At 71.2% G+C, this 24028-nt stretch carries 23 protein-coding genes; 15 read left to right on the plus strand and 8 right to left on the minus strand.

Going from position 1 to position 24028, the window contains the following annotated elements; genetic code table 11:
* The first annotated feature begins 256 nt into the window (after nt 1–256).
* Complete coding sequence (locus AB0915_RS29260) at nt 257–1312, plus strand: lactonase family protein (RefSeq protein ID WP_366693938.1); 1056 nt, start codon at nt 257–259, stop codon at nt 1310–1312.
* 100 nt (nt 1313–1412) lie between these two features.
* On the opposite strand, the gene AB0915_RS29265 is transcribed toward AB0915_RS29260, so the two are convergent.
* The 4 genes from AB0915_RS29265 to AB0915_RS29280 form a co-directional block, all read right to left on the minus strand.
* On the minus strand, nt 1413–2336 hold the full coding sequence (locus AB0915_RS29265; RefSeq protein WP_366693939.1) for a hypothetical protein: 924 nt from the start codon (nt 2334–2336) through the stop codon (nt 1413–1415).
* Nucleotides 2337–2455: 119 nt separating this feature from the next.
* Nucleotides 2456–3487, minus strand: a complete 1032-nt coding sequence (locus AB0915_RS29270; protein WP_366693940.1) for a BadF/BadG/BcrA/BcrD ATPase family protein — start codon at nt 3485–3487, stop codon at nt 2456–2458.
* Entirely contained in the window at nt 3484–4161 is a 678-nt protein-coding gene (locus AB0915_RS29275) for a uracil-DNA glycosylase (protein WP_366693941.1), read from the minus strand. The genes AB0915_RS29270 and AB0915_RS29275 overlap by 4 nt, the downstream gene beginning before the upstream one ends.
* 34 nt (nt 4162–4195) lie before the next feature.
* On the minus strand, nt 4196–5284 hold the full coding sequence (locus AB0915_RS29280) for an exo-alpha-sialidase (protein ID WP_366693942.1): 1089 nt from the start codon (nt 5282–5284) through the stop codon (nt 4196–4198).
* Nucleotides 5285–5558: 274 nt separating this feature from the next.
* Between AB0915_RS29280 and AB0915_RS29285 the strand changes: the two genes are divergently transcribed.
* Nucleotides 5559–6275 carry a cupin domain-containing protein gene (locus AB0915_RS29285; protein ID WP_366693943.1) on the plus strand — a complete coding sequence of 239 codons (717 nt, stop codon included), beginning with the start codon at nt 5559–5561 and terminating at the stop codon, nt 6273–6275.
* A gap of 513 nt (nt 6276–6788) precedes the next feature.
* Here the strand turns inward: AB0915_RS29285 and AB0915_RS29290 are convergent.
* The gene (locus tag AB0915_RS29290) at nt 6789–9524 is read right to left on the minus strand and encodes a SpoIIE family protein phosphatase (protein WP_366693944.1); all 2736 of its coding nucleotides are present in this window, start codon (nt 9522–9524) and stop codon (nt 6789–6791) included.
* Between the two features lie 220 nt (nt 9525–9744).
* On the opposite strand from AB0915_RS29290, the gene AB0915_RS29295 reads away from it, so the two are divergent.
* From AB0915_RS29295 to AB0915_RS29305, 3 genes are all read left to right on the plus strand, one after another.
* A complete protein-coding gene (locus tag AB0915_RS29295; RefSeq protein WP_366693945.1) occupies nt 9745–9906 on the plus strand; it encodes a hypothetical protein in 162 nt (53 codons plus the stop codon).
* Complete coding sequence (locus AB0915_RS29300; RefSeq protein WP_366693946.1) at nt 9896–10276, plus strand: hypothetical protein; 381 nt, start codon at nt 9896–9898, stop codon at nt 10274–10276. The genes AB0915_RS29295 and AB0915_RS29300 overlap by 11 nt, the downstream gene beginning before the upstream one ends.
* A 186-nt stretch (nt 10277–10462) precedes the next feature.
* Nucleotides 10463–11551: an NADH:flavin oxidoreductase/NADH oxidase gene (locus AB0915_RS29305; protein WP_366693947.1), complete on the plus strand. Its 1089-nt coding sequence runs from the start codon at nt 10463–10465 to the stop codon at nt 11549–11551.
* 541 nt (nt 11552–12092) lie between these two features.
* Here the strand turns inward: AB0915_RS29305 and AB0915_RS29310 are convergent.
* Genes AB0915_RS29310 through paaI form a run of 3 tightly spaced genes read right to left on the minus strand, consistent with a single transcriptional unit; the run spans nt 12093 to nt 14562 of the window.
* Nucleotides 12093–12707 (minus strand): TetR/AcrR family transcriptional regulator, encoded by a 615-nt coding sequence (locus tag AB0915_RS29310; RefSeq protein ID WP_366693948.1) that lies wholly within the window; start codon nt 12705–12707, stop codon nt 12093–12095.
* Nucleotides 12708–12733: 26 nt separating this feature from the next.
* Nucleotides 12734–14080, minus strand: a complete 1347-nt coding sequence (gene paaK, locus AB0915_RS29315; RefSeq protein ID WP_366693949.1) for a phenylacetate--CoA ligase PaaK — start codon at nt 14078–14080, stop codon at nt 12734–12736.
* Nucleotides 14077–14562: a hydroxyphenylacetyl-CoA thioesterase PaaI gene (gene paaI / locus AB0915_RS29320; protein WP_366693950.1), complete on the minus strand. Its 486-nt coding sequence runs from the start codon at nt 14560–14562 to the stop codon at nt 14077–14079. The genes paaK and paaI overlap by 4 nt, the downstream gene beginning before the upstream one ends.
* 95 nt (nt 14563–14657) lie before the next feature.
* Here paaI and paaN point away from each other — a divergent pair, with 95 nt between their 5' ends.
* From paaN to paaE, 10 genes are all read left to right on the plus strand, one after another.
* A complete protein-coding gene (paaN, locus tag AB0915_RS29325; protein WP_366693951.1) occupies nt 14658–16370 on the plus strand; it encodes a phenylacetic acid degradation protein PaaN in 1713 nt (570 codons plus the stop codon).
* Complete coding sequence (locus tag AB0915_RS29330) at nt 16363–17586, plus strand: thiolase family protein (RefSeq protein WP_366693952.1); 1224 nt, start codon at nt 16363–16365, stop codon at nt 17584–17586. The genes paaN and AB0915_RS29330 overlap by 8 nt, the downstream gene beginning before the upstream one ends.
* Nucleotides 17583–18338 carry an enoyl-CoA hydratase/isomerase family protein gene (locus tag AB0915_RS29335; RefSeq protein ID WP_366693953.1) on the plus strand — a complete coding sequence of 252 codons (756 nt, stop codon included), beginning with the start codon at nt 17583–17585 and terminating at the stop codon, nt 18336–18338. Before AB0915_RS29330 ends, AB0915_RS29335 begins: the two co-directional genes overlap by 4 nt.
* Complete coding sequence (locus AB0915_RS29340) at nt 18335–19195, plus strand: 3-hydroxyacyl-CoA dehydrogenase family protein (protein ID WP_366693954.1); 861 nt, start codon at nt 18335–18337, stop codon at nt 19193–19195. Before AB0915_RS29335 ends, AB0915_RS29340 begins: the two co-directional genes overlap by 4 nt.
* Nucleotides 19186–20019, plus strand: coding sequence for an enoyl-CoA hydratase-related protein (locus AB0915_RS29345; RefSeq protein WP_366693955.1), 834 nt, complete (start codon nt 19186–19188; stop codon nt 20017–20019). Before AB0915_RS29340 ends, AB0915_RS29345 begins: the two co-directional genes overlap by 10 nt.
* Nucleotides 20020–20147: 128 nt before the next feature.
* Entirely contained in the window at nt 20148–21143 is a 996-nt protein-coding gene (paaA, locus tag AB0915_RS29350; RefSeq protein ID WP_366693956.1) for a 1,2-phenylacetyl-CoA epoxidase subunit PaaA, read from the plus strand.
* Nucleotides 21140–21442 (plus strand): 1,2-phenylacetyl-CoA epoxidase subunit PaaB, encoded by a 303-nt coding sequence (paaB, locus tag AB0915_RS29355; protein WP_358860600.1) that lies wholly within the window; start codon nt 21140–21142, stop codon nt 21440–21442. The genes paaA and paaB overlap by 4 nt, the downstream gene beginning before the upstream one ends.
* 12 nt (nt 21443–21454) lie before the next feature.
* On the plus strand, nt 21455–22321 hold the full coding sequence (gene paaC, locus AB0915_RS29360; RefSeq protein ID WP_366693957.1) for a 1,2-phenylacetyl-CoA epoxidase subunit PaaC: 867 nt from the start codon (nt 21455–21457) through the stop codon (nt 22319–22321).
* Nucleotides 22315–22827: a 1,2-phenylacetyl-CoA epoxidase subunit PaaD gene (gene paaD, locus AB0915_RS29365; RefSeq protein ID WP_366693958.1), complete on the plus strand. Its 513-nt coding sequence runs from the start codon at nt 22315–22317 to the stop codon at nt 22825–22827. The genes paaC and paaD overlap by 7 nt, the downstream gene beginning before the upstream one ends.
* Nucleotides 22827–23945: a 1,2-phenylacetyl-CoA epoxidase subunit PaaE gene (gene paaE / locus AB0915_RS29370; RefSeq protein WP_366693959.1), complete on the plus strand. Its 1119-nt coding sequence runs from the start codon at nt 22827–22829 to the stop codon at nt 23943–23945. The genes paaD and paaE overlap by 1 nt, the downstream gene beginning before the upstream one ends.
* Nucleotides 23946–24028: the final 83 nt, after the last annotated feature.

Raw genomic sequence — 24028 nt, forward strand, 5'->3', positions numbered from 1 at the left:
TATCGGGGCGACCCTCCGCCTTGCGATCGCACGCACCAGACGCCGCCTGGCCCGCCCTACGGGCGGACGACGCTACTTTCGAAACACGCCCTAGTCCCGTGCCCCTCCCGGCTCCGCACGCACCGGACGACGCTCCTCATGGGGCACACACTGCCGGTCACGGCACTGGACCGCACAAGGGCCACTGCTACCGTCGCCCCGGAAGATCACGGCGGTCCGAGCCATCGTGATCAGTCGGCGGAGAGGGGCAGAAGCGGTGAGCAGCGACGGTGCGGGACGGGCATACATAGGGTCGTTCACGTCGGCGGGCGGTCGGGGAGTCACCGTCGCGGCCGTGGACCGGGAGACCGGGGCGCTGACCGTCCTCGGCGCCACGGACATCGTCGCCGATCCTTCGTATCTCGCCCTGGGCCCCGGCTCCACCACCCTCTACACGGTCAGCGAGACCGAGTCCGGCGCGGCCGCCGCCCTCGACATCACCGGCGACGAGCCGCGGCTGCTCGGCGGGATCCGGCCGGTGGACGGCAGCGGACCCACCCACCTCGCACTGACCGGCGGACACCTGATCACCGCCAACTACGGCTCCGGCAGCGTCACCGCCCTCCCCGTGCGCGCCGACGGATCGCTGGAAGCCGCCACTTCCGTGCTCCGGCACGAGGGAAGCGGACCGCACCCGGCCCGTCAGCTGGCCCCGCACGCCCACCAGGTGCTCGCTGATCCGTCGGGCGCCTGGGTGCTGAGCGTGGACCTCGGAACCGACTCCGTACGCATCTGCGCCCTCGATCCGAGCACCGGCACGCTGCGGCTGCACGACGAGACGGCGCTGCGACCGGGCACCGGACCGCGCCACCTGGCCTTCCACCCCGCAGGCACCCACGCCTACGTCCTGAACGAACTCGAACCGACCGTCACCGTCTGCCGGTGGGAAGCCGCCACCGGAACCCTCGCACCGGTCGGCGAAACGACCGTCGTGCCCGAGGACGTGGCCGCCGACGCGGACGCGGTCGTCCACCCGTCCGAGCTCGTCGTCTCGCGCGACGGCCGCTTCCTCTGGGCCGCCAACCGAGGACACGACAGCATCGCCGTCCTCACCCTCGACGCGACACGCGAGAAGGCGTCCCTGGTCACGACCGTGAGCTGCGGTGGCCACTGGCCGCGCGACCTCGCCCTCGACCCCACCGGGCAGTGGCTGTACGCGGCCAATGAGAGGTCCGGGAACGTCAGCTGGTTCGCCGTCGACCCGAGCACCGGCATCCCACGCCGCACGGGTTCCCTGACCGCTCCTGCCGCCTCCTGCGTGATTTTCGCCTGACCCGACCCACCGTCCGCCCCGGGGTGGCGGAGACAGCCGACACAGCGGGCCCGTACCGGTCGAACGTCCGGTACGGGCCCGCTGCTCCGTGCTGATCAGGTCAGTGGGCCTGGGTTCCCTGCGGCGTCACCGGGGCGATGCCGAGCGCCGTCGTGTACAGCGACAGGACGAGCTTGCCGATCGCCGGGTACGCGCCGAGCGGCTCGGCCGTCGCGCAGCCCGCCTCCTTTGCGGCGGCGTCCAGCAGCCCCTCGGTCACCTCGGGACCCACCAGGTACGGCGCCACGGCCAGTTGCACCGAACCGGAGGCCTTCAGCTGGTCGGCGATGGACGCGACCGAACCCTCGACATCGAGAGCAGCGGCCATCACCGGCACCGCGAGGCGGGCGGCCAGCAGCATGCCGGTGATCCCCGCGGCCTGCACGGCCTCCTCGCCACCCACGGTGGCCAGCACGATCCCGTCCGCGGCCGTGGCCACGGTGAACAGCCTGGCGCGGTCCGCGCGGGCCAGGCCGGCCTCGGAGAGGCGTACGTGCAGCGCTTCGGCGAGCAGCGGGTGTGGGCCGAGCACATCGGTCAGCTCGACCGGCGCATGGCTGTCCATGACGGCTTGACGTATCCGCCGGAGCAGGGCGTTGTCCGGTCCCGCGAGCAGCGGCACCACGACGGCGGCCGGGCCCTCGGGCTCGGCGGCCTCACGGCCCGCGGCCTTCGCCTGCTCGAAGCGCGCGATGCGCTCGGCGGCGGAGTCCGCGAGTACGGAGGCGAGCGTGGGGTACTCGGCATCGTCGCCGTCGAGGTAACCGATCCGGGCATGGAGACCGGGCAGCTCGGAACGGGCAATGCTGATCACCTCTTCGGCCAGACTGCGTGTGGCCGAAGAGGGGGTACCGGGAACAGTGAGAACGAGCGCGGCAGCGCCCTCGGGTGCGACCACGGGCTCCGGGCGGCGGTGCCGTCCGGACTGGCGAGGTCGCGGCATTCGTACAGGCAGGCCGGAAGCGGGCCCAGTGGGGGTGCTCATGGCGCCGCATGCTACTGGTTTTGGGTGCCCCGCTGTTCGGGGAGGGTCCAGTCGGGCGTTATCTGTCCGCTTTTATCCGATCAATGGCTTACCGGCCAACTGCCCTGCTCTGTCGCCCCTTACGGTCGCCCCCGCCCGGGCCCGTACGCGGGTACGCACAGCAGTGTCGGGTGGAGCGGCAACCGCAGCTCACCGGTGGCCATCGCCTCGGCGATGCGCAGCGAACCGGTCAGCGGATCACCCGAACCGGGGACCGTCCGCGCCTGCGGCAGTTGCCGGGCGAGCTCTTCACGCAGGGGTACAAGGAGTGGATCGCCCATCCGGAACAAGCCACCCGTCAGGGCCACTTCGCACGGCTCGTCGGCTGCCCCGTGCTCCGGGCACACCGCGGCGGCCGCCTCCGCGATATGGCCGGCGGCGTCCCGCAGAATGCCCGCGGCGACCGGATCGTCCCCGGCGCACGCGGCGACCTCGGGGGCGAACGAGGCCAGCAGTGCCGGGCGGTCGGTGCGCGGATAGAGCAGACCGGGCAGCTCCGGCGCCGGACCGAACACCGCCTCCAGCCGGGCCAGTAGCGCGACCGAACCGCCGCGCCGCCCGTCATGGGCGCGCATCGCCGCGTCGAGCCCGGCCCGCCCGATCCAGGCACCGCCGCCGCTGTCGCCGAGGAGATGACCCCAGCCGTCGGCCCGGCGCCAGCTCGTCAGATCCGTCCCCAGCGCGATCATGCCGGTGCCGCCCGCGACGACGGCTCCCGGCCGCTGCCCGACCGCTCCCGCGTACGCCGTCACCGCGTCGGCGGCCAGCGCCAGCAGCTGCACCCCGAGTGCCTGCTCCAGCGCCGCGGGCAGCTCCGCGCGCAACTGGTCCCCGAGCGTCGCCATGCCGGCGGCGCCGATCGCCACGGCGACGACGGACAAGCCTGCGGCCGCCTCCGCCCGCTCCCCGGCCTGCGCCCGCAACTCGTCGACGGCCGGAAGAAGCTGCTCCAGCAGGTGTCCGGCATCGATCCCGGCCGGACCGGTCCGTACCGGCTCGACGCAGACCACCGTCGCCACCGGCTTCTCGGCCCCGATCGCGCCGAGCGCCACTCGGAGCCCGGAACCGCCCGAGTCCACTCCGAGGACGTACGACCCCGCGGCGGCGGTCACGGAAGCCGCCAGTCGACCGGCCGGGCGCCCTGGCGCTCCAGCAGTTCATTGGCCCGGCTGAACGGCCGCGAGCCGAAGAACCCACGGTCCGCGGACATGGGGGAGGGGTGCGAGGACTCGATCGCCGGGAGGTCCCCCAGCAGCGGCCGCAGATTGCGGGCGTCGCGCCCCCACAGGACGGACACCAGCGGTGTTCCGCGCGCCACCAGCGCCCGGATCGCCTGCTCGGTCACTTCTTCCCAGCCCTTGCCGCGATGCGCCGCCGGCTTACGGGGCGCCGTGGTCAGGGCCCTGTTGAGCAGCAGCACCCCCTGGCGGGTCCAGGGCGTCAGATCACCGTTGGACGGCCGGGGCAGCCCCAGGTCGGTGTGAAGTTCCCGGTAGATGTTCTCCAGGCTGCCCGGCAACGGCCGGACCTCCGGCGCGACGGCGAAACTCAGTCCCACCGCATGTCCCGGTGTGGGGTAGGGGTCCTGACCGACGATCAGGACCCGCACCTCGTCGAACGGCTGCTGGAACGCCCGGAGCACATTCTGCCCTGCGGGCAGATAGGTGCGCCCCGCGGCGATCTCCGCGCGCAGGAAGTCGCCCATCGCGGCGATGCGTTCGGCCACGGGATCCAGGGCCTGCGCCCATCCCGGCTCGATGATTTCTTTCAACGGTCGTGCTGCCACGGGCCGCACTCTACTGCTCATACGACCGGGGTGATCAACCGCCGACGACCGCCGCCCGTACACAGAGGACGTCCGGCAGATGCGAGGCGAGCTGCTCCCAGCTGTCCCCGTCGTCCCCGCTCGCGTACACCTCGCCGTTGCGATTGCCGAAATAGACCCCTGCCGGATCGGCGTCGTCCGTGCAGAGGGCGTCGCGCAGCACTGTGCCGTAATGCGTCTCCTCGGGCAGTCCGGCGGACAGCGGCTCCCAGCTGTTGCCCGCGTCGCTCGTACGGAACACCCGGCAGCGGTGCTCGGCCGGCACGCGGTCGGCATCCGCGTTGATCGGGAAGACGTACGCCGTCTCCGCCCGGTGCGGATGCGCGGCCGCGGCGAAGCCGAAGTCGGAGGGCAGCTCCTCGCCGATATCCGTCCAGTTGTCCCCGGAGTCGTCACTGCGGAACACACCCCAGTGGTTCTGGAGATAGAGCCGGTCCGGATCGACCGCATCCCGGGTGATTTTGTGGACGCACTGGCCGAACTCCGGGTTCGGATCCGGCAGGAAGACCGCCGACACCCCCTTGTTCGACGGGGCCCAACTCGCTCCGCCGTCCTTGGTGCGGAACACCCCGGCCGTGGAGACCGCGACGGTCACCGCCTGCGCGTCCCTCGGATCGGTCAGGATCGTGTGCAGCCCCTCGCCGCCCCCGCCCGGGACCCACTTCGAGCGCGTCGGATGCTCCCACAGCGGGCGCACCAGCTCGAACGATTCCCCGCGGTCCTCGGAGCGGAACAGTGCGGCAGGCTCCGTCCCCGCGTACACGACATCCGGCGCCTCCGCCCCGGCCGGGTGCAGCTGCCAGACCCGCTCCAGCGAGGCCCCGGTGAACTGGGGGAATTTCACCGCCGGTTGCTTCGGCTCGACCCAGGTCGCGCCCAGATCGTCGGAGTGGAACACCGAGGGTCCCCAGTGCGCGCTGTCCCCGCCGACGAGCAGCCGGGGGGCCTGCCCGCGGGTGTCGATGGCGATGGAGTAGATCGCCTGCGCGTTGAAATGCGGGTCGTCGAACTCCCATGTGCCACGGCGTCTGCGGCCGATGAAGAGTCCTTTGCGGGTTCCCACAGTGAGCAGTACGTCGGGCATCGCCGACACCTCCTGAAACGCCTTTGTGACGGATACGGGCCAGTTTGCACCCGGCCACTGACAGCGGCCCGCAGAGTAGGCGTTTGCACAGGTCGGACGGCGAGTGCGAGGGCGGGTCGCGGTCCGGCACCCCGGGTCGCGGCCGATACGGTCGGGGCACCCTTGACCGCCGTCCCGGGCGGGCCGTAACTTCCTCGTAGAAAGCGCTTGCCCATTCGGTGGGTCCTCGATCGCCCCCCGACGAACAGCAGACGAACCGGACCGAGGAGCGCCCGTGGAGACCTTCGACGGACTGCCCGGCGCCGTGGCCGTCTCCCACCTCAGGGTGTACGACTGGCCCACCGAGGACGGACTGCGCGGCGGCACGCCCCACCTCCATCTCACCTGTTCCGAGGGGTATGTGGTGGTCGGGGGCACGGGCTCGGTGCAGACGCTCACCGTGTCCGGCTTCCGGCAGACGCCCCTGGTCGCCGGTTCGCTGGTGTGGTTCACCCCCGGTACGATCCACCGGCTCGTCAACGACGACGACCTGCGCATCGTCGTTCTCATGCAGAACAGCGGACTGCCCGAGGCGGGCGACGCCGTGCTCACCCTCCCGCCCCGCTTCCTGACGGACCCCGACACGTATCGCGCGGCCGTTGCTCTGCCCGTCGACGGCTCCGAGCCGGAACAGGAAGGCGCCGCCCGTGCCCGCCGCGACCTCGCCATCCAGGGGTTTCTGGCGCTGCGCCGGGCCACGGAGGCGGGCGACACCGAGGCGCTCGCCGCCTTCCACCGGGCGGCCGCCGTGCTCGTGAGGCATCGGACGCATGACTGGCGGGGGCGCTGGGAACAGGGTGCCGCAGCCGCGTCCCGGGCAACCGGCGACCAGCTGGACGCCTTGGCTCGGGGGGACGGCGGCCATCTCGCGGCCGCCTGCGTGCATGCCCAACAGCCATCGGCATACGGAAAGTTCGGGATGTGCGGCCGTCTCGATGTCTATCGCGGCTGAGTGTCCGTGGCGGCGGGCGCGGTAAGGACCCGGGCGATGCTCCCGTCGTCCTCCGTCTGGTCCCGCACATGCCGTGAGCCGATCCGGCCCAGCAGGGCGAGCAGAGCCTCGGCGGGCAGAACATGGGCGCCGCTTCCGCACGGCCGTCACCGAGGTGGAACCGGGCCCGACGAAGCCGGTCCGCCACCCTGGACACGAGGCACCCGCCGGGGTTGTTGCCGCGCGTGCCCTTCCGCGGCTGCGCGACGGACAGTGTTTCGTCCGCGCAGTGCCGTGACCAGCAGTGTGTGCGCCATGGGGAGCGTCGTCCGGTGCGTGCGATCGCAAGGCGGCCGGATGTCCTTGGGTGGGGTCTCCCTGCTCGAACGAAGCTGAGAGCTTGGGGAAGGAGCTACCAGGGCCCCAGGCCGACGCGGCGAGCGTGCGTGCCGGGCGGCGCGACGAGGCAAAGCCTGCTGGGAGGGGCACTGGGGCGCCCCCCACGGCGTGGCGACGGCTCTGCTGGTGGCGTGCTCAGAGGCCCAGGGCCTCATCGGTCCACTCGAATGCCGGCGCACCACTCGCGCCCGGTGTCTGTTCGGACCAGATGACCTTGCCCTCGGCTGTATAGCGGGTGCCCCAGCGATCCGCGAACTGGGCGACGAGATACAGTCCGCGGCCACCCTCGTCCGTCGTCGACGCATAGCGCAGATGCGGTGCGGTGCTGCTGGAGTCGGACACCTCGCAGATCAGAGCACGGTCGTGCAGCATCCGGACCCGGATGGGAGGGACGCCGTAGCGGATGGCGTTGGTGACCAGCTCACTGAGGATCAGCTCGGTGGCGAAGGTCTCTTCCTCCAGCCCCCGGTCGATGAGCCACTGGGACACGTCCTTGCGGACCCCGGCGACGGCCGACGGGTCGGGCTCGACGTCCCATTCGCCGACACGGGAGGGGGCGAGGATGTGGGTGGCGGCCACCAGGAGGACGGCGTCGTCACCCGGAGGTGTGGGCAGGAGCGCAGAGATCAGATCGTCGCAGGTCTCTTCCGGAGTCCGGTGCTGTCCGGCCAGCGTTTCGCGCATCGTGTCGAGTCCGGTGGCGAAGTCCCGCTCGCGCGACTCGACGAGACCGTCGGTGTAGAACACCATACGGCTCCCCTCCGGCAGGGACAGCTCCATCGCCTCGAAGGGCAGTCCGCCGATGCCCAGGGGCAGGCCTGCGGGGACGTCGGGGAACTGCACCGTGCCGTCGGGCAGTACCAGGACGGGACCGGGATGACCGGCCCGGGCGGCGGAGCAGGTGCCGGCCACCGGGTCATAGACGGCGTACAGGCAGGTGGCCCCCGTGATCTCCGCGCGCCCGCCGTCGGTGTTCTCCGTCCGGTCGATGCGCGCGATCACTTCGTCGATGCGAGCGAGGAGCTCGTCGGCCGGAAGGTCCAGTGCGGAGAAGTTGTGGACCGCGGTGCGCAGGCGGCCCATCGTCGCGGCGGCGTGCAGACCGTGCCCGACGACGTCACCGACGACCAGCGCGACGCGGGCACCGGGCAGCGGAATGACGTCGAACCAGTCACCGCCCACCCCCGCCTGAGCCGGCAGATAGCGGTAGGCGACGTCGAGAGCAGCTTGTTCGGGCAGGCCGCGGGGCAGCAGGCTGCGCTGCAGCGTCACCGCCATCTCGTGCTCGCGCGTGTAGCGGCGGGCGTTGTCGATACAGATGGCCGCCCGGGCGACCAGTTCCTCGGCGAACGTCAGATCGTCCTCGTCGAAGGGGTCCGGATTCTCCGAGCGCCAGAAGTTCGCCATGCCCAGGACCGCACCGCGTGCATGCAGCGGAACGGAGATCAGGGAGTGGACACCGTACGCGATGATCCTCGCCGCCCGCTCGGGGTCGGCCCCCAGCCACCCCCGTTCGGCGGACAGGTCCGGCACCAGCTTGGTGTGCCCAGGGATCAGTCCCAGGGCCGCCGGGCTGGTGGGAACGAACCCGACGACCCCTCCGATCGGGTAGAAGGGGTGGCCGACGCGCATGCCTGCCACAGCTGTACGCCGCAGGTCCAGCACAGTGCCGAGCGGTACCGACGGTTCCTCACCGCGCAGCACCGGCTCGGCGAGGTCGACCGAGGCGAAGTCGGCGAAGCGAGGGACCACCACGTGCGCCAGCTCCTCCGCAGTCCGGGTCACATCCAGCGTCGTACCGATGTGCGCACCAGCCGTGTGCAGCAGAAGCAGCCGCTCCCGTACCTCTGCGGCCCGGTCGGCAAGTGCGGCCAGTTCCGTTGTGTCCCGCAGGGTCGCGACCGTCCCGGCAGGTCCGCCATGTTCGTCGGTGGGCCGCAGATTGACGGCCAGCAGCCGGTCGCCGGCCATGCGCACCTCGTCGGAGGCGCTGCGGCCGGAGGCGAGCAGTTCCGCGAGGGGAGGAGGCAGGCCGATGTCTGTCACCGGAAGCCCCTCGGCGTTCGCGGGCAGGCCCAGCAGCCGCCGGGCCTCGTCGTTGGCCAGGAGCAGCCGCCTGTCGCCGTCGATGATGAGGACACCTTCGCGCACGGAGTGCAGCACCGCGTCGTGATGCTCATACAGCCGCGTCATCTCGGCGGGGCCGAGGCCATGCGTCTGCCGCCGCAGACGTCGGCTGATCAGTGCCGCACCGCCGGAGGTGAGGGCAAGCGCGGCCACCGCGGCGCCGACCAGCACCGGCAGTTCGCGGTCGGCCATTCTGTTCACGTTATTGATCGCGATGCCCACGGACACCAGGCCGGCGGTCGAGCCGTCGGCCCTCGGTATGGGCACCACCGAGTTCACGGCCGGCCCCCGGCTCCCCGTGAAGGTACGGGTGAAGCCATGCCCGAGAAGCGCCTCCTTGTACGGGCCGACGAGGTGCTTGCCGATCAGCGCGGGATCGCGGTGGGTGATGCGGATACCGTGGGCGTCGGCCACGACGACGCTGTCGACGTGGGTGGTTTTCCGGATTTCCTCAGTGAGCGGCTGCAGCACCGCGGTGGGATCAGGGCTGTCCAGCGCCGCCACGATGCCAGGGGAGTGAGCGAACGTTTGGGCGACGGCGTACGAACCTCTCTCGGCATCGTGAACGGCGGCGCTCCGGGCCTGCAGCACGAGCGAGAACGCCGCCGTGGCGACGAGCAGCACCACGAGCACCAGCTCCAGCAGCAGGACTTCCCCTGCCACGGTGCGTACGCCGAGCAGGGTGCGGGAGCGCCCAGTGTTCGATCGTCGGAGCCTTGAGGTATATCCGCCAAAGCCTCCCATGGCTCCTGTTTACCCGCTATGTCCACACAAAATGTCGTACGTGTAGTTCCGGTGCGGGGTCAGGCTGCGGCCTCCTCATCTGCCTCCCCTGTGAGCACGCACGGCCGTCTCGACGAAAGCGTCGACGTCAGAGCGCGGAAGGAGGCCGGACCGCTCCGGACCGCGGCGTCGTCCGGGAGAGCTTCCCCGGCTACGGCCCTCATCACCGGTCCGAGCCGGGGTGCATGTGCTGAAATTCTGGATGGTCGACCCGACGATGGTGCTGCAGAACCTGGTGGTCGACACCGGCGGCCTCAAGCCCAGCCACCTGGGCCCGCCGGAGGGCCTCCGGCCGAAGCGAGCCGGGGGACGGGCAAGGGGAGAGCAGAGCGATGAAGAGTGAGATCGAGGACACCGACGGACGCGGTGCGACCCTGGGCGTGACCCCCGTTGCGGCTGGGGTCGAGGTCCGGGCAGCGGGTCCTTCGGGGGAGCTCTCACTGACCTGCACCCCTGCCCGGGCCCGGGAGCTGGCTGCGGCTCTCGTTCGTGCGGCGGACGAGGCGGAGAGCGCGCAGTCGGCTGAGCCCGTGACGGTCAAGGCGGGGCAGCTGCGTCGCGGCGATGTACGGGACGGCGACCGGGCCATGACCGTGGAAGCGGTCAGGGTCGACGGGGCCACGGCCCACATCACCTGGAAGTCGGGCGCCGGACGCAGCTGGACCCAGGGTTACGACGCCGATGCGGAGATCGCGCTGCGGCGCCGCGGCTGAATCCTGAAGGACCGACCCGCATGTGCATGAGGCCCCTCCCGAAGCCGGACCAGCAGCGTCCGAAGCCGGGAGGGGCCTCATGCACGTGAGTCTCGTTGTACGAGAACCTTCGTAATTTGACGAATCTCGTACTACGAGATGTATCGTACTAGCGATCCTGCCGTTCCCGGCGAAACGGAGTCTGCCGTGAGTGTCCTTTTCGAGCCCTACACCCTGCGCTCGCTCACCATCCCGAACCGCATCTGGATGGCCCCCATGTGCCAATATTCCGCCGCCCCCGAAGGTCCCGAGGTCGGCGTCGCGCACGACTGGCACTTCGCCCACTATGCAGCCCGCGCCACCGGCGGCACCGGACTCATCCTCCTCGAGGCGACCGCGGTCAGCCCTGAGGGCCGGATCTCCCCCTACGACCTGGGTATCTGGAACGACCACCAGGCCGAGACCCTGCGCCGGATCACCGACTTCCTCAAGACCCAGGGCGCCACCCCGGGAATCCAGATCGCTCACAGCGGACGCAAGGGCAGCACCGACCGCCCCTGGAAGGGCGGCGCCCCGGTCGGGCCCGGCGAACACGGGTGGCAGCCGTTGGGCCCCAGCGCCGTGGCCTTCGCCGATGGCCACCCGGTACCCATTGAGCTGACCACCGATGAGATCCAGGAAATCGTCGGGCAGTTCGCGGACGCCGCACGCCGCGCGCTGGACGCGGGATTCGAGGTCGTCGAGGTCCACGGCGCCCACGGCTACCTCATCGGGGAGTTCCTCTCCCACCATTCCAACAGGCGCACCGACGCCTACGGCGGCTCCTTCGAGAACCGCACCCGCTTCGCCCTCGAAGTCGTCGACGCCGTGCGTGCCGTCTGGCCCGATCACCTCCCGCTGTTCTTCCGTATCTCCGCCACCGACTGGCTCGAGCACAACGGCTGGACCGCCGACGACACCGTCCGCTTCGCCGCCCTGCTGAAGGAGCACGGCGTGGACCTCCTCGACGTCTCCACCGGCGGCAACGCCTCCGGCGTCCGCATCCCCACCGCCCCCGGCTACCAGGTCCCCTTCGCCGCCCGGGTCAAGAACGAGACCACCCTTCCCGTCGCCGCCGTCGGCCTCATCACCGAACCCGAGCACGCCGAGAAGATCCTCGCCAACGACGAAGCCGACGCGATCCTCCTCGGCCGCGAACTGCTGCGGAACCCCTATTGGGCCCGGCACGCCGCCCGCGGCCTCGGCGGCGACGTCCACGTCCCGGACCAGTACCACCGCTCCTCAGTACTTCAGTGACAAGGCGGGCCGGTGCTGAGCAGGTCGGCGCTGCTACGCGTTGCCAGGTTGCGGACACGGGGCCAGTGACGTCGAGTACCTGAACCGCGCGGGGTTCGTTCGCGGTGTGGCAGGCGGTATGGCCGCCGTAGGCAGCTTGTACGCCCAGGTCCAGGCCGCCTACGCCGGAGCGCGGTGATCCGATCCGCATCTCGGACGCGGTCACGGTGAGGGCGTGTGCGTATGGCGCGTGTCCCCCCTCGGACGCTCCCTGCAACGATACGGAAGCGAGGGCCTCGACCTTGCGGTCGCGGCCCTCGGCGCGGGTTCGTAGCCAACAGTGATGCCCAGGGCTTCGTAGCGTGGGCCTTTCTTGTCGGCGTCGATGGCGTGGATGCGTTGTGTGCGACCTCTCCCGTGATCGGGGCGGACCGCTCGGTGACGGCGAACGCCCTGCACCCTGCGGCCCGAGGACCGCTGCCGGTCGGCCGGGCCTCGTCGGCCATGGCATGTGGGGAATGCCTTCTTGGGCCCTCACATGGGCGGTGTCGAGGTGCTGGGTTCAGTTTTCGTGGTGCAGGCCGTCGAAGAGCACGCGCGTCAGGGCCGTCGCGAGTGCCGACACGGGTACGTCGCCGTCCGGGCGGTACCACTCGATGAGGGAGTTGACCGTTCCGAACAGCAGCCTGGCGGCCAGGTGGGGATCGATGTCGCCGCGTACGCCGCCCTCGGCTGTCGCTCGGGCCATGAGTTCGGCCACTCGATGGTCGAACTCACGCCGCCTCTCCAGCGCCCGCCGTTCCGCCGCGCTGTTGCCGCGGATCCGCAGCAACAGCGTCACATAGGGCAGTTCGGTGGCCAGAACCTCGACGCTGCGGTGGACGATCCGCTCCAGGCGCGCGGTGGCCGAGGTCCGGGGGTCCTGGTCCTCGTCGAGTACGGCGAACAGCGCGTTCAGGGCGCGGCTGACGGCGAGGTCGAGCAGTTCCTCCTTGCCGGAGACATGGTGGTAGATGCTCGACTTGCTCAGGCCCAGGCGCCTGGCCAGCTCTTCCATGCTGGTGCCGTCGTAGCCGCGCTCGTTGAAGACCACGACCGCGACCTCCAGCAGGGAGTCACGGTCGTAGCTGGGGCGGCCCCGACGGGCGGCGGCGCTCTGTACAGGCGTTCTGCTCACCGGTCCATTGTGACAAGGGCCGAGGGTCACCCCCGGCGCAGATCCTTGACCCGGCGGATCTTGCCGACCGAGCGCTCCAGGGACTCCGGCTCGACCACGCACACCTCGACGCTGACGCCCACTCCGTCCTTCACGCCCTTGGCGATCGTCTTGACAGCCGCCTCGCGCTGCTCCGGGCCGGCGCCGGGACGGGCCTCGACGTGGACCGTCATGTGATCCATGCGGCCGCGCTGCGTCAGCTCGATCTGGAAGTGCGGGGCGACATCGGGCACACGCAGCACGATCTCCTCGATCTGGCTCGGGAAGACGTTCACACCCCGCAGGATGATCATGTCGTCGCTGCGGCCGGTGATCTTCTCCATACGGCGGAAGGCAGGCCGTGCGGTGCCGGGCAGCAGGCGCGTGAGGTCGCGCGTGCGGTAGCGAATGATCGGCAGCGCTTCCTTGGTGAGCGAGGTGAAGACCAGCTCGCCGCTGTCCCCCTCGGGCAGGACGGCGTCCGCGAGCGGATCGACGATCTCGGGGTAGAAGTGGTCCTCCCAGACGTGCAGTCCGTCCTTGGTCTCCACGCACTCCTGCGCCACACCCGGGCCCATGACCTCGGACAGGCCGTAGATGTCGACGGCGTGGATGTCCATGCGCTCCTCGATCTCGCGGCGCATCGCCTCCGTCCACGGCTCGGCGCCGAAAATACCGATCTTCAGGGAGCTGGTCCGCGGGTCCACGCCCTGCCGCTCGAACTCGTCGAGCAGCGTCAGCATGTAGGAGGGCGTGACCATGATGATCTCGGGCTTGAAGTCCTGGATGATCTGCACCTGGCGCGCGGTCATGCCGCCCGAGGCGGGGATCACGGTGCACCCGGCCCGCTCGGCGCCGTAGTGCGCGCCGAGGCCGCCGGTGAACAGGCCGTAGCCATACGAGACGTGGACCTTGTGGCCCGGTCGGCCGCCCGCGGCGCGTATGGAGCGGGCGACGACGTCGGCCCACATCGACAGGTCGTTCTCGGTGTAGCCGACCACGGTGGGGCGGCCGGTGGTGCCGCTGGAAGCGTGGATGCGCCGGACGTCGGGCATGGGGACGGCGAACATGCCGAAGGGATAGGTGTCCCGCAGATCGGCCTTGGTGGTGAAGGGGAACCGGGCAAGGTCGTCCAGGGAGCGGCAGTCATCGGGCTTCACGCCGGCTGCGTCGAACTTCTTGCGGTACAGCTCGACGTTGTCGTAGGCGTGTCGCAGCGTCGCCTGGAGGCGTTCGAGCTGAAGCTGCCGGAGCTGCTCGCGTGTCATGCGCTCGGCGCTGTCCAGCAGCTCGTCCGGGAGGGGCTCTCCCAGGCGGGGCCCCTGGTCCGCCGGGGCCATCAGTTCGCTGCTCATTGCGACTCCTTCGTCTTCGTGCTTCCAATGCTGCGGCTGCGCCCGCGGAACTCCGCGATCACCTCGCCCGCCGCTGTCCCGCCACCGCCCTCAGTGGCCCGCGCTTCGCGCGGACCGCCATGGATGCGCCGGACGGTCACGTCGTAGATCCCGCTGCGGCCGAACCGGGTGCGCTCGCAGGCCGTCGCCTCGAGGACGTCGCCCTCGTGGGCCGGGGCGATGAAGACGATGTCGGCCGCAGCCGCGACGGTCACGGGTCCGTGGCTGTTGCAGGCGCAGGCGAAGGCGGTGTCGGCGAGCAGGAAGAGATAACCGCCGTGGGCCATCCTGTGCCCGTTGACCATCGCCGGCGTCACGGTCACGCGCAGCACGGCGGTCCCCTCACCATGCTGCACCAGCTCGATGCCGAGATTCCGGGAAGCCTGGTCCGCGGCGAACATCGTCTCCACCGGACCGAGAGCCACGTCGGTGGCCTGCGTCACGTTTTCCACCACCTTGTGTACCGACCGAACATTCGGTTAGCGTCGGAGTCGCCAAGTAATCAAGCATCACCACTGCCTGTCAAGAGGTGGACCGCATGCCCCGCAACACTCCCGAGCCCGTTGACTTCTTCGCTCGCCACCGTGAGCTGCTGGAAAAGGCCGTCGCAGCCACCGCTAGCCGGGACCATTGGACGCCGTATCCGGAGTCGCCCAGCAAGTCGGTGTACGGCGAGGAGGCCGCGAAGCTCGGCGAGGCCGCCTTCCGGAATCAGCTGGGCAAGCCGTTCGAGCTGCCCGGACACCCCGGCGACGGGACCGTACAGGCCACCGAGACCTCCCCCTACGGCTTCGCGCTCGGGATCACCTACCCCCGCGTCGCGACGGAGGCGGCGGTGGCCGCCGCCAAGGCGGCCACCGGCCCCTGGCGAGAGGCGGGACCCGATGTGCGCGCGGGAGTCGCCGTCGAGATCCTGGCCCGGCTGAACGCGGCCAGTTTCGAGAACGCGCACGCCGTGCAGCACACCACCGGCCAGGCCTTCGTGATGGCGTTCCAGGCGGGTGGCCCGCACGCGCAGGACCGCGGCCTGGAGGCCGTCGCCTACGCCTGGGCCGAGCAGAAGCGGCACCCGGAGTCGGCCCGCTGGACCAAGCCCCAGCGCAAGGGCGCTGCGCTGGCGATGGACAAGAAGTTCACCCCGGTCGGACGCGGTGTCTCGTTGCTGATCGCCTGCAACACCTTTCCGACGTGGAACAGCTACCCGGGCCTGTTCGCCAGCCTGGTCACCGGCAACCCGGTCGTGATCAAGCCGCATCCGGGCGCCGTGCTGCCGCTGGCGCTCACCGTGCGCACGGCCCGCGAGGTCCTGGTCGAGGCGGGCTTCGACCCCAATCTCGTCGTCCTCGCCGCCGAGGGGCTGGGCGAGCGGACCGCGGGCTTCCTCGCGCTCCACCCGGACGTCCGCATCATCGACTTCACCGGCTCCACCGAGTTCGGCGACTGGCTGGAGACGAACGCGCGTCAGGCCGCCGTGTACACGGAGAAGGCGGGCCTCAACACGGTCGTCCTCGACTCCACCGACGACTACCGCGGGCTGCTGGGCAATCTGGCGTTCTCGCTGTCCCTGTACAGCGGGCAGATGTGCACCACCCCGCAGAACCTGCTGATCCCCCGCGAGGGCATCGCCACCGACCAGGGGGTCAAGACGGCCGACGCGTTCGCCGCGGATCTGGGCGCCGCGCTGGACAAGCTGCTCGGCGACCCGGACAGGGCGGCCGGCACGCTCGGCGCCCTCGTCAACGACGGCGTGCGTGAGCGTCTGGAGAAGGCCTCGGCACTGGGCAGCACCGTCCACCCCTCGCAGCCGGTCGAGCACCCCGAATACCCGGCGGCCACCGTCCGTACGCCGCTGGTCGCGCGCCTCGACGCGGGGGCGGACGACGAGACGTACACCCGAGAGTGGTTCGGACCCGTCTCCTTCGTCATCGCCACCGACTCCACCGAGCACAGCCTGCGGATCTTCCGTGAGACGGTGCGCGCCCACGGCGCGCTCACCGCCGCCGTGCACTCCACGAGCGAAGAGGTCCTGGCCGCGGCCGAGTCGGCGGCCCTGGACGCGGGAGTGCACCTGTCGGAGAACCTCACGGGCGGCGTCTTCGTCAACCAGTCCGCAGCGTTCAGCGACTTCCACGGCAGCGCCGCCAACCCCGCGGCCAGCGCCACCCTGTCCGATCCCGCATTCGTCACGGGCCGCTTCGCGACGCTGCAGTCGCGCCGCCCCGTCACCCTCCAGGAGGGCACCCATGCCTGACGAGGTCTACCTGATCGACGGGGCCCGCACCCCGCAGGGCCGCTACGGCGGCGCCCTGGCCTCCGTACGCCCCGACGACCTGGCGGCGCTGGTGGTCGGTGAGGCCGTCCGCCGCGCCGCGATCCCGGCCGAGGCCGTGGACGAGGTCATTCTGGGCGCGGCGAACCAGGCCGGCGAGGACAACCGCGACGTGGCGCGCATGGCCGTGCTCCTCGCCGGACTTCCGCACACTGTGCCGGGCTACACGGTCAACCGGCTGTGCGCCTCGGGCCTGACCGCGGTCGCCTCGGCGGCCCAGGCGATCCGGTCCGGCGAGGCCGATCTGGTCGTGGCGGGCGGTGTGGAGTCCATGACCCGGGCCCCATGGGTCATGGAGAAGCCGGGCACCCCCTGGTCCAAGCCGGGCGAACTGCACGACACGTCTCTGGGCTGGCGCTTCACCAACCCGCGCTTCGCCGCCGCCGATCGCGCGGTGCCCGCCGGGGCAGGGCCGGAGACGGTGAAGGTGACCCTGTCGATGGGCGAGACGGCCGAGGAGGTCGCCGCGCTCGACGGCATCACCCGCGCCGAGTCCGACGCCTTCGCGCTGCGCAGCCACCGGCGCGCCGTCGCCGCGCAGGAGGCCGGACACTTCGACCGCGAGATCGTGCCGGTCCCGGTGAAGGACGGCCTCGTGGGGCGCGACGAGGGGCCGCGTCCGTCGACGACGCTGGAGAAGCTGGGCTCCCTGCGCACGATCTTCCGCAAGGACGGCACCGTCACCGCGGGCTCCTCCTCGCCGCTGTCCGACGGGGCCGCGGCCCTGGTGGTGGCGAGCGCGACGGCCGTCGAACGCTACGGGCTCACCCCGCGCGCCCGGGTCGTCGCCTCCGCCTCCGCCGGTGTGCAGCCCCACATCATGGGCCTCGGGCCGGTTCCCGCCACGGAGAAGGCACTCGCCCGCGCCGGCTGGCAGACCGCCGATCTGGACGCCATCGAGCTCAACGAGGCCTTCGCCGTGCAGGCGCTCGCCGTCATCCGCCGTCTCAAGCTCGACGAGGACAAGGTCAACGCCGACGGCGGTGCCATCGCGCTCGGCCATCCGCTGGGCTGCTCGGGCGCCCGTATCCTCCTCACGCTGCTGGGCCGCCTGGAGCGCGAGGACGCTCGCCGGGGCCTGGCCACGCTGTGCGTGGGCGTGGGGCAGGGCATGGCGATGCTGGTGGAGCGGGTATGAGCGGGACGACGTACGAGACTCTTCTCGTCGAGGAGCGCGAGGACCGGGTCGTGGTCACCCTGCACCGCCCCGAGGCGCGCAACGCCATCAGCGGGCTGATGATCCGCGAACTGCACACGGTCTGTGACCTGCTGGAACGCGATGCGAAGCTGCTGCTGCTCACCGGCCACGGCGGAGTCTTCGCGGGCGGCGCCGACATCGCGGAGCTGCTGCGGCGCGGCCGGGAGGAAGCGCTGCAGGGGATCAACAGCCGTCTGTTCGAGCGGGTGCGCAGGCTGCCCATGCCGACGGTTGCCGCCGTCGACGGCTGGGCCTTGGGCGGCGGCGCCGAGCTGTCGTACGCCTGCGACATCCGCATCGCGGGGCCCGACGCCGTCTTCGGCAATCCGGAGCCGGGGCTCGGCATACTCGCGGCGGCCGGCGCCTGCTGGCGGCTGCCGGAGCTGGTGGGCGAGTCCGTCGCCAAGCAGGTACTGCTCGCCGGCCGCAATCTGGACGCTCGGGCGGCCCTGGCCGCAGGGCTCGTCATCGACGTGGTACCCGCGGAGAAGCTGCTGGACGAGGCGCACGCGCTGCTCGACCGCATGGCGCGCTCCTCGGCCGTGGCGCTGCGCCTGACGAAGCTCGTCGTCGACGCGCCGGGCGCGCACCCGGTCGCCGATGACCTGGCGCAGGCCGTGCTCTTCGAAGGCCAGGACAAGCAGGACCGTATGACGCGCTTCTTGGAGAAGAAGAACAGGAGCAAGACATGAGCAGTCCGACCGTACCCACCGTCGTGGGCGTGATCGGCGGCGGCCGGATGGGGGCCGGTATCGCGCAGTCGTTCGCGGCCATCGGCTCGTCCGTGACCGTCGTGGAGGGCGGTGCGGAGGCCGCGGCCGCCGCCCTGGACCGGATCGCCGCCGGGCTGCAGCGGGCCGCCGAGCGCGGCAAGCTCGCCGAGCCCGCCGAACAGGTGCTCGCCCGGGTCACGACCGTGGAATCGGTCGACGGGCTGCCTCCGGGCACCGAGCTGGTCGTCGAGGCCGTTCCGGAGAACGCCGCCCTCAAGGCCCGGCTGCTTGCCGCGGCCGAACAGGCGGTGGACAAGTCGACCGTGCTGGCCACCAACACGAGCTCCCTCTCGGTCACCGAACTGGCCTTGGTGCTGAGGGAGCCGGGCCGCTTCCTCGGCATGCACTTCTTCAACCCCGTGCCCGCCTCCGAGCTGGTCGAGATCGTCGCCGCACCGGACACCTCGCCCGAGGTCGTGCGGGCCGCCCTGGGCTGGACCCATGCGCTCGGCAAGAAGGACGTCGTCGTCAAGGACTCCCCGGGCTTCGCCAGCAGCCGCCTCGGCCTGGCGCTCGGCCTGGAGGCGATCCGCATGGTCGAGGAGGGGGTCGCGGAGCCGGAGGCGATCGACGACGCGATGAGCCTCGGCTACAAGCACCCGATGGGTCCGCTGCGCCTCACCGACCTGGTCGGACTCGATGTCCGCCTGGCCATCGCCGAGTACCTGCACGCGACACTCGGGGAGCGCTTCGCCCCGCCGCAGCTGCTGCGCGACAAGGTCGCCCGGGGCGAACTGGGCCGCAAGTCGGGGCAGGGGTTCTACACATGGCAGTGACCACAACGGGAGCGGCCGAATCCGGGGAGGCCGGGCCTGGCGTCGGCTACACCCTCGACGGCGGCGTCGCGGTGATCGAGCTGCGCAGGCCCTCCGCGGGCAACGCGCTCGACGCGTCGCTGCGGTTCGAGCTGCTGGCCGCCGTGCGCCGGGTGCTGAGCGACGGGGAACTCGTCCGCTCGGTGCTGCTGACCGCCCAGGGCAGGAATTTCTGCGTCGGGCAGGACCTCAAGGAGCACGCCGAGGCCCTGGAGACCAGGCCGGCATCGGCGTTCGCCGTGGTGCGCGCCGAGTACAACCCGCTGGTCGAAGCGCTCCACGCGCTGCCCCAGCCGGTGGTCGTGGGGGTCGAGGGCGCCTGCGTCGGGGCGGGGCTCGGGCTCGCGCTCTGCGCCGACCTGCGGGTGGCCTCGGCCGGCGCACGCTTCTCGACCGCGTTCACCGGGATCGGACTGGCCGCGGACAGCGGGCTGAGCCTGTCGCTGTCCCACGCGGTCGGCCCCTCGCGCGCCGCCGCCCTGATGCTGCTCGGAGACCGTTTCGACGCCGAGGAAGCGCAGCGGTGGGGGCTGGTGCACCAGGTCGTGCCGGACGGTCAGGCCGCGGCGGAGGGGCTGTCGCTGGCGCGGCGGCTGGCGGCCGGGCCCACCGCGGCGTACGGCGAGGTCAAGGCACTGCTGCGGGACGCGGCGGCCGGGGCCGATCTCGGCGCTGTACTGGAGCGCGAGGCGGCAGTGCAGGAGCGCCTCGGTGCCACGCGGGACCACCGTGCCGCGGTGCGGTCGTTCCTCGCCAAGGAGAAGCCGTCCTTCGAGGGCCGCTGAGCGTGGCGGCGGCCGTCGGTACCGACGGCCGCCCGTCGGTTCATTGATCCCGGTCCGGGGGTTGCCGGGGCTGGGAAAATTCGTCAGACTGTGTACCGAACGAATGGTCGGTAGGGAAGCTGGTATCGATGACCACGTCACACGGCGCAGCGCCGGGCGGCTGCGGGGAGCCTGAGCTCCAGGAGCGGTTCGACGCGACGATCGCGAGGAACCAGCGGGTCGAGCCCCGGGACTGGATGCCCGAGGGCTACCGCAAGACGCTGATCCGGCAGATCGCGCAACACGCCCACTCGGAGATCATCGGAATGCAACCCGAGGGCGAGTGGATCACCCGGGCCCCGTCGCTGCGACGCAAGGCCATCCTCTTCGCGAAGGTCCAGGACGAGGCCGGACACGGCCTGTACCTGTACTCGGCGGCCGAGACCCTGGGCGCCGACCGCGCGGACCTCACCGAGCGCCTGATCGAGGGTCGCCAGAAGTACTCGTCGATCTTCAACTACCCGACGCCGACCTTCGCCGACGTCGGCGTGATCGGGTGGTTCGTGGACGGCGCGGCGATCTGCAACCAGGTGCCGCTGTGCCGCAGTTCCTACGGTCCGTACGCCCGCTCGATGGTGCGGATCTGCAAGGAGGAGTCCTTCCACCAGCGTCAGGGCTACGAGCTGCTGATGACGATGATGCGGGGCACCGACGCCCAGCGCGAGATGGTGCAGGATGCGGTGGACCGCTGGTGGTGGCCGTCCCTGATGATGTTCGGCCCGCCCGACGGCGATTCCCCCAACTCCGCCGCCTCGATGGCCTGGAAGATCAAGCGGCACAGCAATGACGAGCTGCGCCAGCGCTTCGTCGACATGACCGTCCCGCAGGCCGCCAAGCTGGGCGTGACGCTGCCCGACCCCGAGCTGCGCTGGAACGAGGAGCGCGGCCACCACGACTTCGGCACCCCCGACTGGTCCGAGCTCCAGCGCGTGATCACCGGTGACGGGCCCTGCAACAAGGAGCGCGTCGCGCGGCGGCGGGCCGCCCACGAGGAAGGCGCCTGGGTGCGCGAGGCGGCCTCCGCCCACGCGGCCAAGCGGGCAGCCATGCAAGCCCGGAACATTCAGGAAGGAACGGTGACATGAGCAACACCGAAGGCACGAAGGACAGCTGGCCGCTCTACGAGGTGTTCATCCGCGGCAAGCGCGGCCTGAACCACGTCCACGTCGGCTCGCTGCACGCCGCCGACGACGCCATGGCGCTCAGCCACGCCCGCGACCTGTACACCCGGCGCAACGAGGGCGTGAGCATATGGGCGGTGCGCTCGGAGGACATAGCCGCCTCCACGCGCGACGAGAAGGACCCCTTCTTCAAGCCCAGTGCCGACAAGGTCTACCGCCACCCCACCTTCTACGACATCCCCGACGATGTCCCCCACATCTAGGAGCAGGACGGCATGAGCGACGTCACTGACGACCACGTCTACCTGTCCCTGGGCGAGGAGCACGGGAACTCGGACGCCCGCTGGGCCTTCGGCACCGGTTTCGAGGACCCGCTGCACGGCGTCGACACGACCGTGCCCGCCACGGTCGACCCCGCCGAGCTGGCCGCCTGCTGCCTGGCCCTCGGGGACGACGCCCTGGTCGGGGCCCAGCGCCTGGCCCAGTGGTGCACCCGCGCCCCCGAGCTCGAGGAGGAGGTGGCCCTGGCCAACATCGGCCTCGATCTGCTCGGCCAAGCGCGCCTGTTGTACGCGCGGGCCGGCCAGGTGGACGGCACCGGCCGGGGCGAGGACGCATACGCCTACTCCCGTGACGCGGAGGACTTCCGCAATGTCCGGCTCGCCGAACTCCCCAACGGGGACTTCGCGTTCTCCATCACCCGACTGCTGGTCATGTCCAGCTGGCGCCTGGCTGTCTTCGAGCGGCTTGCGGACACCGCGCAGGACCCGGTCCTGAAGGCCATCGCCGCCAAGGGGGTCAACGAACTCGCGTACCACCGCCAGTTCGCGGCCGACTGGACGCTGCGGCTGGGCGACGGCACGGAGGAGTCCCTCCGGCGGATGCGGCAGGCGCTCGCCGATGTCGCCCCGTACCTGGGCGAACTCTTCACGCACCGGCCGGACTTCGGTGTCGACCCCGCGCAGGTGCGGGAGGAGACGACGGCGGTGCTGCAGCAGGTCCTCGACGCCGCCGGGCTGCGCCTGCCGGAGGCCGGGTCCCTGCCCGGACAGGGCAGGGAAGGCGACCACACCGAGCACCTGGCCCCGCTGCTCGCTGAGTTGCAGAGCGTGGCCCGCGCCCACCCGGACGCGACATGGTGACCGCCCTGGACGAGCGCCGGGCCCGGCGCGTGGCCGAACAGGTCCCGGACCCGGAGCTGCCCATGCTCACCCTGGCCGACCTCGGCGTCCTGCGCGCGGTCGAGGTGCGGCCGGACGGCACGGTCGTCGCAGGACTGACGCCCACCTACTCGGGCTGTCCCGCCATGGCGGAGATGCGCGCCGACGTCGCCGCGCGGCTGCGGGCGGCCGGCTTCGCGCAGGTGGAGATCCGCACCGTTCTCGACCCGCCGTGGACGACGGACTGGATCACAGCCGAGGGCCGCCGCAAGCTCGCCGAGGCCGGCATCGCGCCCCCCGGCACCGCGCCCCGCCGCACCGGCGGGCCCGTGCCGCTGGAGCTGTCGGTCACGCGCCGCACGGTGGCGTGCCCCCGCTGCGGGTCGTCGGACACCGAGGAGACGTCCCGCTTCGCCGCCACCTCCTGCAAGGCGCTGTGGCGCTGCCGCAGCTGTCTTGAGCCGTTCGAGTACGTCAAGGAGATCTGATGGCCCCGACCACCACGACGGACACCCCCGCGTCCGCCGCCCCCGCGCGAACGCGCCGTCGCCCGGCCTTCCACCCGCTGCGGGTCGCCGCGGTGCAGCCGCTGTGCGAGGACGCCGCCGCCATCAGCTTCGACATACCCGACGAGCTGGCGGAGGAGTTCGCCTACCGGCCCGGCCAGTCGCTCACGCTGCGCCGCGAGGTCGACGGGCGCGACGAGCGACGCTCGTACTCCATCTGCTCTCCCGTCGGCGCCCGCCCCCGCATCGGAGTGCGTGTCGTGCCCGGCGGACTCTTCTCCTCCTGGCTCGTCAATGACGTACGCCCCGGGGACACGATCGAGGTGATGGCCCCGACCGGCGCCTTCACCCCCGACCTCACCGAACCGGGCCACCACGTTCTGATCGCCGCCGGCTCCGGCATCACCCCGATGCTGTCCATAGCCGAGTCCGTCCTGGCCGCGGACACCCGCTCCCGGGTCACGCTCTTCTACGGCAACCGCCGCACCGACACGGTGATGTTCGCCGACGAACTCGCGGAGCTGAAGGACCTCTACCGCACCCGCTTCCAGCTCGGGCACGTCCTGTCCCGTGAACCGCGCGAGGCCGAACTGCTGTCGGGGCGCCTGGATGCCGAGCGCCTCGCCGCGCTCATCGACGGGCTCGTCGACGTCCGTGGCGCGGACCACTGGTGGCTGTGCGGTCCGCACGGCATGGTCCGGGACGCGCAGAAGCTCCTCGGGAACCTCGGTGTCCCCGCGGACCGCGTGCACCGGGAACTGTTCTTCGCCGATGACGAGCCGGTCCGCACCGTCCGCCACGAGGACGCCACGGCCGACGGTCCGGTCAGCCAAGTCACCATCACGCTCGACGGCCGCTCCACCACGTCCCCGCTCTCCCGTGAGACGACGATCCTGGACGGAGCGACGCGGGTACGCCCCGACATGCCCTTCGCCTGCAAGGGCGGCGTGTGCGGCACCTGCCGTGCTCTGGTCACCGACGGCGAGGCCGACATGCGCCGCAACTACGCGCTCGAACCTTCCGAGGTCGACGCCGGCTACGTACTCACCTGCCAGACGTTCCCCGTGTCCGACACCCTGACCGTCGACTTCGACAGCTGAAAGAGCGTCTCGTCCCGGCAGTCGCGTTCGGTTCCTGGTTCAGGTGTCGCGCCGGTTCGGGGTGGATCCGCGGGCGAGGCCCG

The organism is Streptomyces sp. NPDC048411, from assembly GCF_040704695.1.
Lineage (GTDB): Bacteria > Actinomycetota > Actinomycetes > Streptomycetales > Streptomycetaceae > Streptomyces.